8 protein-coding genes are annotated in these 12,676 nt (G+C 59.3%); 5 read left to right on the plus strand and 3 right to left on the minus strand.

The genetic code is table 11. From position 1 onward, the window contains the following. Nucleotides 1-98: 98 nt before the first annotated feature. Nucleotides 99-1,718: a hypothetical protein gene (locus tag VG146_17690; protein ID HEV2394189.1), complete on the minus strand. Its 1,620-nt coding sequence runs from the start codon at nt 1,716-1,718 to the stop codon at nt 99-101. Then, a complete protein-coding gene (locus VG146_17695) occupies nt 1,663-2,193 on the minus strand; it encodes a hypothetical protein (protein HEV2394190.1) in 531 nt (176 codons plus the stop codon). The genes VG146_17690 and VG146_17695 overlap by 56 nt, the downstream gene beginning before the upstream one ends. 378 nt (nt 2,194-2,571) lie before the next feature. Here VG146_17695 and VG146_17700 point away from each other — a divergent pair, with 378 nt between their 5' ends. From VG146_17700 to VG146_17720, 5 genes are read left to right on the plus strand one after another with little or no spacing between them, the layout of a single operon-like run. Further along, nucleotides 2,572-2,994 (plus strand): hypothetical protein, encoded by a 423-nt coding sequence (locus tag VG146_17700; GenBank protein HEV2394191.1) that lies wholly within the window; start codon nt 2,572-2,574, stop codon nt 2,992-2,994. Continuing rightward, entirely contained in the window at nt 2,966-5,716 is a 2,751-nt protein-coding gene (locus tag VG146_17705; protein HEV2394192.1) for a hypothetical protein, read from the plus strand. Before VG146_17700 ends, VG146_17705 begins: the two co-directional genes overlap by 29 nt. A gap of 23 nt (nt 5,717-5,739) precedes the next feature. Further along, on the plus strand, nt 5,740-5,949 hold the full coding sequence (locus tag VG146_17710) for a hypothetical protein (GenBank protein HEV2394193.1): 210 nt from the start codon (nt 5,740-5,742) through the stop codon (nt 5,947-5,949). 14 nt (nt 5,950-5,963) lie between these two features. Next, a complete protein-coding gene (locus tag VG146_17715; GenBank protein ID HEV2394194.1) occupies nt 5,964-8,045 on the plus strand; it encodes a DUF1592 domain-containing protein in 2,082 nt (693 codons plus the stop codon). After that, nucleotides 8,042-9,445 (plus strand): DUF1552 domain-containing protein, encoded by a 1,404-nt coding sequence (locus VG146_17720; protein ID HEV2394195.1) that lies wholly within the window; start codon nt 8,042-8,044, stop codon nt 9,443-9,445. The genes VG146_17715 and VG146_17720 overlap by 4 nt, the downstream gene beginning before the upstream one ends. 380 nt (nt 9,446-9,825) lie before the next feature. On the opposite strand, the gene VG146_17725 is transcribed toward VG146_17720, so the two are convergent. Further along, a complete protein-coding gene (locus VG146_17725) occupies nt 9,826-12,663 on the minus strand; it encodes an FAD-linked oxidase C-terminal domain-containing protein (GenBank protein ID HEV2394196.1) in 2,838 nt (945 codons plus the stop codon). Nucleotides 12,664-12,676: the final 13 nt, after the last annotated feature.

Consider the following 12,676-nt stretch of genomic DNA (forward strand, 5'->3'; position numbering starts at 1 on the left):
AAGTTAGCAGACACCGGGGATCAACTCTGCCCCGTAATCGCTTTTACCGGTCCCGCCTCCGCTCATGCGGAACTCATTCAGGAGGCTCTATCTGAACGCTACGGCATAAACATCTCCTTCGGCACAAGCTCCACATTCGGCGAGCTCACCGGCTTTGCCTCGATGAAAAAGTACACCAAACACGTCGATGAAGACACCGACCTCTGTCGCGTCATCACCCCAACGCCATGAAAGCCATATTCTGGCCGCCAGCGTACCCCTTTGCTTTTATGGGCACCAGGATAGTGCCTGGGGGGGGTGTACGTAAAGGTGCCTGGGGGCGACTTTGCGGAGGGTGTAGTGAGGTGGTTTTGGAGGTGGAGCGCGAATGGGCGCATGGCAGGGTGGGTGGTGCCGGTGTGGCCTATCGCGATCTGCAGGCGGTGGAGGAGTCGGCCGATGGCCTGGCGAACGTTTCTGGCGGCTTTTTGGGCGGCGTCGTGGGTTCGGGTGGTGTGATGTTTTTGGTAATCGTAGATGGCTTCCAATTCGCGGAGGGCTTCTGCTTTTTCGGGTTCGGAGGCGTCGTCGGAGTCGAGGATGGCCTCGAGTTCCTTTTGTTTTTTGTAGAGGCGGCGCATGGACTCGCGGTCGTCGAGTGCGAGGCTACGTTCCTGGATGCGGGCTTGGCTTTCGAGGGTGACAGTTTTGCCGGTGGACGGATCGGTGAGCGGGGCCAGGCCGAGTTGCTCACGGTAGATTTCGGGGATTTTGGCCATGAGGTCGAGGGCGTGGATGGGGGTTTGGTCCGGGTGGTAGAGGAGCCAGGCGACGTAGAAGAGGCCTTTTTCGTGGCGGATGTCGGCTTCTTTGCCATCGAAAATCAGGTGCCAGACGCCGAGGCCTTTGCGGAGGGCGTACCGGGGCTTGTGGATAGTGGTTGACGGGGATTTGTCCCTCTCGGGGGTGAAGCGGATGAACATGCGTTCGGGTGGTTGCCGCGGGGTAAGGTTGCCTTGGGCGTCGAGGGTAACGGTTGCGTCGAGGGGAAAGAAACCGGCACCGTAGTTTTGGAGGATGGTTTGGGAGGGTGCATCGAGGAGATCGCTCGTCGGGGCGAAGAGGAGGAAGGGCCGCCGGAGGAGGGCTGCGACCTGGGCGACTGAGCTGCGGAATTCGGAGAGGGAGTTCTGGATGGTGAGGATGGCGGGGACAGCGTCCGAGGACCAAGCGCCGAATTGGACGGTTTCAGGGGGTTGCAGCCTGGCAAATTTATTATTTAATCCGAGGGCTTTGCAGAGGGCGCGCCCAAGCCTGGTCCAACTGACTTCAAGCGGGGTAATTTGTTCTTTGGTTAGTTCGATGTCTGGGCAGGGGGAGGTTTGGGAGGTTGAAACGGCGATAGCGCCGGAGCCGTCGTAGCGCAGGATGATTTGGTGGTTGCGTCCGCAGCTTTGGCAGAGGTGGAGTGTGGGGCGCCATTGGCTTGGCTGGAGGCAGAGGGCCTCCAGTGGGACTGGATCGCCGCCTATGCGTTTGCGCCATTGGTGGCGAAAGGCGGAGAGGGTGGGGATTTCCTCCAGGGCGTGCCAAGGGTTTAGGGGCATGGCGTGGATGGGGTTAATGGCCGTGAGGGATGGGGCTTCGGAAGGGGAGAGGGAGGATGAGCTGTCGGGGGGTGGTTCAGCATGGAAGGAACTGGGAGTGCCGGTGGTCGTCCGGCGGGTCATCGTCGTCATCGTCCGTATCGGGCCAGGGGGAGATAGCGGCGGCGGTTGCCAGGGCTATAAAGAGGGCGGCGAGGGCGGGGGGCAGTGTGAAGTGGTGGTTTTGGAGCCAGCGGCAAAGGGTTTTTGTATCGGTTGCCGGCCGGGTGGAAATTGTGTGGGGTGGGCGAATTTTGGCGATGAAGGATTGGGCGACGTCCTTTGATTGGAAATGGATTGAGGCTGAGGTGAGGTTTGCTCCCTTGGGGATGCGGCCTGGAGGCATGCCGTGTGGGTGGAACAGGTCATTTGCTTGTTTGGTGGTGACTTGGGAGAGGCTGTTGTCCCAGTACATTTCCAGTTCGCAGAGTTTGGCTGCCGCGAAGGGGTCGGCGGGGAGCATTGCGAGCGCGTCGGAGCCCTGGTTATGGAGTGGGTCGAGTGTGAGAGTGAGGTTTGCGCAGGGGTATGCCGGGTTGGTTCCCTGGTCTGAATCGTGAGCGATCATAAAACTCGCTTTCTAAGTTTAACTTCATTTGCAGTTTGCGCGGACAAGACCGGCTGAATTTCTCGCAAACGCATCTTGCCCGCGCTGCCCTACTGTTCTGGGATCGGACGTCCCTGAACCATGGAATTATGTCAAAGCGTAACTTGTGCCAAGGAGACCGTACTGTCCCTGGGTGCTTGGGTACGGGGCTTGCTGATTATGGGGGTTGGGGGAGTGTCTCAGGGTGGGGCAGTGGTGTGGGGAAAGTGGACGGGGGGTTTGTTGGTGGGCAAGGAGTTGGTCCCGGTTGAACAATGTGGAGTCTGTGGCGATGGTTGGCGATGGTTGGCGAGACAATTGACATAAGGGCGTGTTGTTGGCTACAGATGAGGGCCGAGCATGGGCCGTTCCTATTGGTTTGAGTGCGCCAGGTGCGGTTACCGGGCCAAAGTCTCCGGCGGGTCAGACCGGGGGGCGGATTTCTTTGTGCAAACGATTGTTTGCCAGGATTGCCGCGAGCTTTATGACGCGGTTATCCGGCTGCGAATACCCGACCTGCAACGCGGACCGGCAGGGGGCAAAAAATTGGGATTGCAGCAGAGCGCGATATTGAACCGAAACCGCCAGCCACAGAAACCACCCAGCTTCCAGGGGGCCCTCAATCGTTTGCGCCATCGGGGTCACTTCAAGTGGGCCCAATTTAAACCCCAATGCCCGGTCTCACCGTTGCATCACATCAAAAGCTGGAATGAGCCGGGCAAATGCCCCCGGTGCGGATTGTTTTTGGATAAAAATGCCCTCCCCTACCGGCTGTGGGATTAGCGCCAAGGCATTGGCTGGTCAGTGCGCGTGGCAATTAGGTCGCGCTCGGCTGTACTTGGCGCAAGTTCACGGCGGGTCTAAGCCGGCGCGTCATGAATTTTACGCGACACCACCGCGTCTCACCAGGGTGCGCTTGAATCGGTCCGGTCTCCTTGGGCTGCTCCTGGCGGCAATTCCATGCCTGGCTTTGGCTGAGGTCTGCAATTTGAAAGTCATCACGGATGCTTCACCGGACTACTCGGATTTGCCGAGCATGGTCCACAGCATTACGGCCAAGTGGGCCACTCCGGAAGAAAAATGCTGGGCAATGTTCTACTGGAACCATATTGCCCGCCGCCAAACCGAGCCGATGCTTCTGCATGGCCTCGAACTCACGGACCCTATTCGTCAATTCAACGATTACGGCTACACCATGTGCAGCACCATCTCGGGCATCAATTGCGCCATCTGGCATAATATGGGGCTGCCATGCAGGTTTTGGGACATCTCGCAGCACACGGTGCCCGAGGTGTTTTACGACGGACGCTGGCACATGTACGACAACTCGATGTCGGCCCTCTACACCTTGTGCGACGGCCATACCCTCGCCGGGGTGCAAGACATCGGCAAAGAAGGGGCCTGCGCTGCATCCGGCGGGCTCATCGAGCCCGGCCACATTGCCAAGTACCACTGCCTCTACAGCACCGGCTCCAATGGATTCCTCACCGGGGCCGACACCCAGCGCTCGTTGGATGAGGAGGCCCGCTGCTTCAACCCCAATGCCCTGAAGTATCGCTATTACTATTTCAACTGGGATTATGGCCACCGCTACATCCTGAATCTTACCCCCAACCAAACCTACACCCGCTTTTACAAAAGCCAGGGGTCTTCCCCCGATTATTTTGTCCCCAATAACGGCCACGACCCGGAACAGCGTTACCGGATTCGCGGCAATGGCGTGTGGCATTTTCATCCCAGCCTGGCTGCGGCCGATTATCGGAACGAGATTCAGAGCGCGGACAACATCACGGCGGGGCCGGACGGCTTGCGCCCGGTCAACGCCGCTCAACTGGCCGAAGTGGTGTTCAAGGTGGAAGGGGCAAATGTCATCACCAGTCAGAGGATTCGCGCGCAATTCAGACGCCGGAACGAGGCAGACCAGGCCGCCCTTTCGATCAGCGTTAACAATGGCCTGACCTGGTCTCGGGTTTGGAAGGCCGAGGCCATCGGTGATTTGGCGCCGGACGTGAAGCTCCTGGACCAGGTCAACGGCGCTTACGAAGTCTTGCTCAAGGTGGCCTTGAGCGCGCAATCTTCTCCGGCAGATGTCATCCTTCACGACTTCGATGTGCAAACCATCACGATGCTCAATGCCAAAACCCAGCCCAGGCTGAATCTTGGCAAAAACACAATCTATGTGGGCGCCGGTCAGCAGACCGAGTCGGTCGTTTTCTGGCCCGAGTTGGCGGCAGGCAAGTACAAGGAGCAAATTATTGAAGAGCAAAATATCGCCTCCACACCACGACACCCTGGCTATCAGGGAACCATTTATCCCGCCAAAGCCGGCCAGGATGCCTGGCTGGTCTATCGGTTGGATGCCCCCAGAGATATCACTCGCCTCAATTTCGGCGGCCGCTTTTATAATCGCGCCCCCGGCAGCCATGCCGATTTGCTCTATTCTCTCGATGGACCCAAGAGCTGGACCAATGCCTGGTCGCTTCGGCGCATTACTCCGCCCTGGGATGTCATCCATTACGAGACCCTCGAAATACCACCGGGACACCGCGCGGTCTGGGTAAAGTACCTCCTCAACTCAACCGAAGCATCACCGGCAGGCTGCAGCATCTACGCGGTGCGAATGGAAGCGGATTATTTGCCTGCTGATTCGACCTTCGAGCCCGTCCAGCTCACGTTCAACTGGTCGGAACGGCAGGCTAATCGCTCGCTCATCGAGCGGAGCCACACCCAAACAATCACCAAGCTGCCTTTTAAATACGTGATTGATGTGGGAGGCGATGATCACCCCGTCATAAATTGGCTTCGGGTCAACCTGCAAGGCAGCGTAACAACCCTGTCCTCCCCGGCGGGTTATTCGGACGGCAAAGATGAAGGCGGGCAGAAGTTCATTTCCACCTGGCTCACCTGCGGCAGGAATCTTGCCCTGGACAAGCCGTACACGTTGTCCATCCCGTCTGCCTCAAATTGGGGAGCCGGCGACCCCGATGGGAAAAAGCTGACCTCGGGCGCAGGAGCCCCTTCCTATGCGGGTGGGACCTCTTATCGGTCCGGGGCGCTCTGGATGGCCAATGCCAATCCCGTCATCACGGTCGATTTGGGCACTGCGGCCACTTGCGCCAGCTTCGGGTTGAACTTCCATGGCTATCCCTGGTGGGATGCGCTCAAAGGCGAGGTCCAGGACAAGGTTGAAGTATTGACATCCATCGACGGCAAAGATTTTACCTCGCAAGGATTCATTAATTCGAACCTGCGCTGGCGCGATCTGCCGGCTAATTATATATGGCCCGATGACGAGACGATCACCAGCGCCACATTCCGTTGTGCGCCCAGCCATCCGCTGACTGCCCGCTATGTAAAATTCGCGATTACGAACAAACGCGTCTTCGATTGCGCCGGAATCGAGGTGCTGGACTCATTCAAACTCGAGCCTTTCGATTTGCGCATCGCCCTGCCGGACGAAGCAGGACAACTACGCCGGCAGCGCCCCGGACCTCGGGGCCTATGAATTGGGAGCTCCCTTGCCGCATTATGGACCTCGATCAGAAAAGTGAGCTGTATGAAAACCATCCGCCCCCGTGCTGGCCGTTTTTTAGCTACAGCCTCATTTTGGGGCCGCTGCCGCATAAATGCGGCGTTCCGGTTGTTGCGGAACGCCGCATTTATGCGGCAGCAGGGCTTCAAAATCTCAAAATGCGAATTGCTGTTTTAGCTATTCGCCTCTGCGTGGATTTGGGCTAGTGTACTGACACAGAATGGCTTGTTCAGTCCATCATTGCGCGTTGCAAAAGGCCGTTGAATCGCTTAGACCCAGGTTGTGGCGGTGGTTGGTTTGCACCGCAGCTCCCTTGCTTTTTTGGTGGTCCGCAGCGGGCCAATCTGCCGGGGTGATTCAATTCCACAAACAGGTGCAGCCGCTACTGGAAGAGTACTGCTATGACTGCCATGCAGATGGAGCCAATAAAGGCGGAGTCGCCTTCGATGAGTTAACCAGCGACGCGGCCATTTTGAATCGGGATTTGTGGTTCAAGGTCCTAAAGAATATCCGGGGCGGCCTTATGCCGCCCGCCCGCAAAGCGCGCCCATCGTTTGCTGGCCAGCAGACGCTCGAACGCTGGATTAAGTACGCGGCCTTCGCAATCAACGCCAAAGCCCCCGATCCGGGCCGAGTCACTCTTCGGCGCCTGAATCGAGTTGAATACCGCAACACCATTCGCGATCTCCTGGGCGTCGATTATAACACGGAACTGGAATTCCCTCCGGACGACACCGGTTACGGATTTGATGACATCGGCGATGTGCTCACCGTCTCGCCCATGTTGCTCGAGAAGTACCTGGACGCGGCCAGGACTATCATCGCCAAAGCCTTGCCGGAACATCCACATCGCTTTTTTACCAAAGGAGTGCCGCAGGACCCGACAGCGCGCCGCGCTTATGCGCGTGAATTGCTCGGCCAATTTGTTTTGAAGGCCTTTCGCCGGCCACCCGATGAACGGACCCTCGACCGGCTGGTTGGGTTGGCGCAGGCCACTTCTCAACAACCAGGAAACACCTTCGAAACCGGTATTGCCCAGGCCCTTGTCGCGGTGCTGGCTTCGCCCCGCTTTTTGTTTCGCATTGAGCAACCCGAGAACGCGGCCCCGGCCGCCACCACGGCAAACGTGGACGAATACTCGCTGGCTTCGCGCCTCAGTTATTTTCTTTGGTCAACCATGCCGGATGATGAACTGCTGCGCCTGGCCGGGGCGGGTGAACTGCGCGCCCATTTGAAGGCGCAAGTCGCAAGGATGCTCGCGAATTCCCGCTCGAAGAATTTCATCGAGGATTTCACGGGCCAATGGCTCCGGGTGCGGGACCTGGACAGCGTTACGATCGATGCGGGAACAGTGCTGGCGCGGGACCGTGGGCAGGAACGATTGCTTCCGAAACGGGGTCGTTTAGCTCGTCCTCGATTCAACCAACCAGAGCTGGACGTCGATTTGCGCGAAGCGATGAAGCGCGAAACCGAAATGTTCTTTGGCTATGTCGTCCATGCAGACCGTCCGGTAACGGAGTTGATTGAAAGTGATTATACCTTTCTCGACGAGAAACTGGCGAACCTGTATGGCGTCACAAATGTCTTCGGAAGCGAAATGCGGCGGGTGGCTCTGCCCGCGGGCAGTCCGCGGGGCGGGTTGCTCACCGCCGGCAGCACGCTGGTCATCACATCGAACCCCGACCGTGCCTCGCCGGTAAAGCGGGGCCAGTTTATTCTCGAAAATTTCCTGGGCATGCCGGCGCCGCCGCCTCCTCCCAAGGTCCCCGCGCTGGAGGCAGCCGAGAAACAATTCCAGGGGCGCGAACCCACCTTGCGCGAGACGCTGCAAGCCCATCGTCAAAACCCGACGTGCGCTTCCTGCCATGATCGCATGGACCCGATTGGATTGGCTTTCGAGAATTTTAACGCCATGGGCGTGTGGCGCGAGAAGGAACGCAACCAGGCGATTGATCCCTCTGGCAAGCTGATTACCGGCGAGAGCTTTAAGAACGCTCGCGAGTTAAAGCATATCCTGGCGACGCAGTATCGCAGCCAGTTTTACCGGTGCCTTGCCGAGAAGTTGCTGACCTACGCCATAGGCCGGGGACTGAAGTGCTACGACGTCGAGACCGTCGATCAAATCGTCGAGCGCCTCAAAAATAAAAACGGGCGGTTTTCCGCCCTCCTGGACGGCGTCATCGAGTCGGCGCCCTTCCAGAGAATGCGGACGCAAGCGGCCGCGACAGCCTCCGGCTCCAACGATGAGAAGGCCAGGGGGACAGCGGCCCAACCAATCAATCAAAACCAAAGAAATTCATGAATATAAACGTAACGGACAGCCGGCATGTGGCCGCCGAACGGCACGCGAGCTTAAGCCGGCGCCGCTTTTTGCGCGGCCTTGGCGCCTGCATGGCGCTGCCCGCCTTTGAGTCCCTGGCTCCTCTCGATCTGTTCGCTCAACCCCCTGCCATCTCCGCCGCGCCCGGAACCTCGGCTCCGGTGCGAATGGCGATTATTTACGTTCCCAACGGGGCCATCCCCTCAGCCTGGTGGCCGGCCGGCGACGGGGGGAAAGATTTCGCCCTTTCGCAGACGTTGCGTCCGCTCGAAAAGGTGCGCCATCAACTCCAGGTCATTTCCGGCCTGGCAGACTTGAACGCCGACGGCGGCCCGGACGGAGGAGGCGACCATCCGCGGGCAGGCGGCTCCTTCCTGACCGGTGTGCGCATCAAAAAGACAGCCGGAGCTGACATCTATGCTGGCGTCTCAATTGACCAGGTCGTCGCCCGCCAGATAGGGCACCTGACCCGCTTCCCTTCCCTCGAACTGACGTGCGAGGCTGTCCGCCCGGCCGGTAATTGCGATTCCGGCTATTCCTGCGCCTATGTTTATAACCTCGCCTGGTACTCGCCAACCCAGCCATTGACCCCCGAGTCCAATCCGCGCCTCGTCTTCGAGCGGCTTTTTGGCGCAGGTTCCCCGGCCGAGCGCAGGCAATCCCTCCGGCGCCGCCAGCTCCAGCAACAATCCATCCTGGATTTCGTCCTCGACGACGCCCATGCCGTTCAACGCCAACTCGACGGACGCGACCGCCAGAAACTGGACCAGTTCCTGACCGGGGTGCGTGAAGTCGAGCAGCGGATAGAAAGGGCCGAACAGATGCCGCCGCCCGATCCAGCGGTGGACGCTCCAAGAGGGATTCCACAGAAATTCGAGGAGCACATTGCCCTCATGCTGGACATGATGAGTTTGGCATTTCAAACCGACTCCACACGCATCGCGACCCTGATGCTGGCAGCCGAGGAGAATAACCGCCCATTCCCCGAAGTAGGCCTTTCAGAAGGCCACCATAGCCTTACCCACCATCGCAACAACCCGGAGCTGATGAACAAGGTCAAAAGAATTGATGCCTGGTATGTGCGGCAATTGGCCAGATTCCTCGAAAAAATGGACCAAACCAAGGACATGGACGGACAATCCTTGCTCCACAACTCGATGATCGTCTATGGCTCCGGCCATTCGGATGGCAATCGCCATTCGCATTTCAATCTCCCCCTCATCCTGGCCGGCTCGGCCGGTGGCCGCCTAAAGCCCGGAAGCTACCTTAAAGCCACACCCGCCCCGCTGAGCAATCTGTTCCTTAGCATGGCGGACCGGATGGGTGTCCAGGGCATCGAGAGGCACGGAGACTCCACCGCGCGCCTGGATGGGATTGGGTGAGAGCCATCCTGTCGGAATTATCCGGTGCGCTGCGCCGTTTCTGCGCCAACCATCTTGCCAGCCGTACGAAAGGGCAAAGCAACAATAATTTGTTGGCAAACTCGGGGGGGGGTACATAATTGCATAATCCGCTTGCGCAAGTCTTGCGCCCTTTTCGCTTCGACTGAGGCCTCAGGAATTCGCGGGCGAGAGTAGCGCGACATGTTGGCAGTATGAAAAGCCGTAAGATTTGGAAAAGCCGGTCCGGGAAGGCACAAGCCGCGACGCCGCAGGAACGTTCAGAATCCTCCACTATGAAACGCGCGCGCTCCGCCATTGTTACAGTCTTTTTCGCTGCCGCAACCCTGTTGGTGGGCGCGCGAAGTGAACGTTCAGGTTTTTCAGGCCTCCTCCTGGAGGCTTTCGTTTAGCACCTCGGCCATGTGACGGGCGCGCACGGGGGTCAGGTGATCGATTTGGTGCCGGCAACTTGTCCCGGAGGCGACCACGACCGTCCCGAAGGGCTGGCCGCGGACCTGCTGGGCCAGCGGCTCAGCTACTTTCAACGACAGTTCATAATTCTCCTCGAGCGCGCCGAAGGCCCCCGCCATCCCGCAGCAACCGGTGTTCAGCAGGGAAACCTCGCGCTCGGGGAGGCGCCCGGCCAATTGCGCCAGAAAAACAGGATTTGCCAGCGCCTTTACATGACAATGCGCGTGGATAATCACCTTGGAAGCTTTAGGCCGGAACTGCAGGGCATTGGGCTCCCGGCACAACAGGTTTTCAATAAATTGCTCGAACAAGAAGCAGCGTTTTGCGACGCGCTCAGCCCCATCGAGCTTTAATTCACGGTAATCCTCGACGAACATCGAATAACAGGACGGCTCAAGAAAAAGTATCGGGGAGGCATCCCCCGCACCTCCCAGCAACGCAAGATTATGCGAGCCAAGACTCTTGGCTTTCTCCAGGCGCCCCTGGCTGAATGCCGGCCGCCCGCAACACCTGCGGCCTCGAGCCAAAACAACTTCGAACCCGGCAGCTTCGAGAACAGCAACGGCGGCCTTTCCAATGTGCGGCTCGTAATAGCGCACAAACGTGTCGTCCCATAGCACCACCCGCCCTCGCGGCGCGCCCGATGATGGTTTGCGGCGCGCGAACCAATGGTCGAAGCTCTGGCTGGCGAAATGCGGGAGCGGACGTTGCCAGGCAATCCCGAGAGACTTGGCCATTAAGCTTCGAACGAGCAGCGAATCCAGGATATGATTGGCCATCCAAGGCAACCGGCAACCCAGCGCTCCGAGACGTTCGACTGAGCTGAAGAGCCGTTGGCGCCAGGATAAGCCGTCGCGGATAAGCCTGGCGTGCAACAGCTCGGTCTTGAGCAGGGCCATGTTCACGTTGGATGGGCATTCGCTCGTGCAGGCCTTGCAGGACAGGCAACTGCTCAAGGCCTTTTCCAATCCCGGCCAGCGCAACGGATCAGAGTGGTCCAGCCCCCGCCCTTCGAGTGCCGCGCGGATGGCATTGGCCCGGCCCCGGGTGCTCAGGATTTCTTCGCCAGTAACAAGAAACGTCGGACACATCGTGGGCGTTTCCTTGCGGCAACCGCCGCAGCCGTTGCATTGTTCGAGGTTCCGCGTGAACGATTCGTCCTTGGCCGCGAAAGCCAAGACCGGGCTGAAAGGCAGCTTCAATTCGTAGCCGGCGCCCAGGCGAAGGTTGGCGTCTATGCTGAAGCGGCCATCGCCGATGATCTTTCCGGGATTAAAAAGGTTATGCGGGTCAAAGGACCTTTTGATTTGGCGCATCACACCGAACAAGGCTTCCCCAAGCTGCTCGGGAATGAACTCGGTTCGTGCGATGCCGGCGCCGTGTTCGCCGCACAGGGAGCCTTTAAACTGGCGCGCCAGGACTGCCACTTCGTCCGCAACCTGCCGGAATTTTTTCATATCCTCAGCCGAATGCAAATCGAGCACGGGCCGGACATGCAGCAGACCGGCCGCCGCATGGCCATAGAAAGAAGCATCGAGCTTGAGCCGGCTCATGACATCCTGGAGGCCCGCCACATAGGCCGGCAACTGTGCCGGACGCACTGCCACATCTTCGATGCCAGTCACTGGCTTGGCATCTCCCTTGCACCCTGTCAGCAGCGAGAGCCCCGCCTTTCGCAGCGCCCAGACGGTGCCGGCCTGGCGGGTGTCGGTCAGAAACGTGGTGCGCATTCCCAGCTTGCGCTGGCCCAGCTCGGCTAACCGGCCCCGTGTGTCCTCAAAGAATTCCACTGCCAGGACTGCCCGGCACGGTTTGCGGTCGAGTTGCAGCAAATCGCGAGCAGCTTGGAACTCGCGCTGGCCGCGGGTCTGGTCGAGCAGCACCTGGTCCATGTGCTCGATGGCGGCCGGCTTCAAATCGAGCAATTCGACCGTCGCCTGCATCGCTTCGGCCACAGAATCAAAAAAGATCAATGCCAGGCCCTTTTCTTTGGGTAACGGCACGATCTTCAATTCAGCGGCAGTGATTGCAGCGAGAGTCCCTTCACTGCCGCAGATCAAGTGGTTCAGGTTGTCGGGTTCCACAACGCAGCGGTCCAGGCCGTAACCGGGCCAGTGTTTTACAAGCCCGGGCGGACAACGCTCCGCGATGGTCAGCGCGTGGAAATAGGCCAGGTTCTGAACCAGCTCGCGTTGCCGTCGCAAGGTATCGTGCCGCGGGCCAACCATCACCACCTGGCCATCCGCCAGCACAATCTCCAGCTCGCTGATGTGGTCTCGGGTCGTCCCATAAACCGCCGCGTGAGAACCGCTCGAATTATTAGCAATCATCCCTCCGAGCGTCGCCCGCGAACTGGTCGCCACGTCGGGGCCGAAACAGAACCCATGGGGCCGCAGAAAATTGTTCAGGCTGTCCAGGATAACGCCGGGACCGACGCGCACGGTGCGCCGTTGGAGATCGAGGTCGCTAATCAGGCGGTTGTAGCGCGAAAAATCAATGACCAACCCCTCGCCGATGGCCCCCCCCACCAGGCCCGTGCCGGCGCCGCGCGGGGTCACCGCAACCCCCGCTTGCATCGCCGCCATCACCAACGCGCTGGCCTGGCGCGTATTGCAGGGGAAAGCGACCGCGACCGGCTCGATCTGGTAGATGGAGGCATCCGTGGCGTAAAGCTGGCGCGTAGGATTATCAAAGGCGATCGGGCAATTGGCACCGGCGAGCGCCGCTAACTGTTGTGCCGAAGTCATCGGGCTGAGGTAA

The organism is Verrucomicrobiia bacterium, from assembly GCA_035946615.1.
Lineage (GTDB): Bacteria > Verrucomicrobiota > Verrucomicrobiia > Limisphaerales > UBA8199 > DASYZB01.

What these genes read in the sequence shown, in the direction of transcription:
- VG146_17720 (HEV2394195.1), top strand. Translation starts at nt 8,042, where the DNA reads ATGAATATAAACGTAACGGACAGCCGGCATGTGGCCGCCGAACGGCAC.
- VG146_17690 (HEV2394189.1), bottom strand. Translation starts at nt 1,718, where the DNA reads ATGACGACGATGACCCGCCGGACGACCACCGGCACTCCCAGTTCCTTC.
- VG146_17725 (HEV2394196.1), bottom strand. Translation starts at nt 12,663, where the DNA reads ATGACTTCGGCACAACAGTTAGCGGCGCTCGCCGGTGCCAATTGCCCG.
- VG146_17705 (HEV2394192.1), top strand. Translation starts at nt 2,966, where the DNA reads ATGCCCTCCCCTACCGGCTGTGGGATTAGCGCCAAGGCATTGGCTGGT.
- VG146_17700 (HEV2394191.1), top strand. Translation starts at nt 2,572, where the DNA reads ATGGGCCGTTCCTATTGGTTTGAGTGCGCCAGGTGCGGTTACCGGGCC.
- VG146_17715 (HEV2394194.1), top strand. Translation starts at nt 5,964, where the DNA reads ATGGCTTGTTCAGTCCATCATTGCGCGTTGCAAAAGGCCGTTGAATCG.
- VG146_17695 (HEV2394190.1), bottom strand. Translation starts at nt 2,193, where the DNA reads ATGATCGCTCACGATTCAGACCAGGGAACCAACCCGGCATACCCCTGC.
- VG146_17710 (HEV2394193.1), top strand. Translation starts at nt 5,740, where the DNA reads ATGGACCTCGATCAGAAAAGTGAGCTGTATGAAAACCATCCGCCCCCG.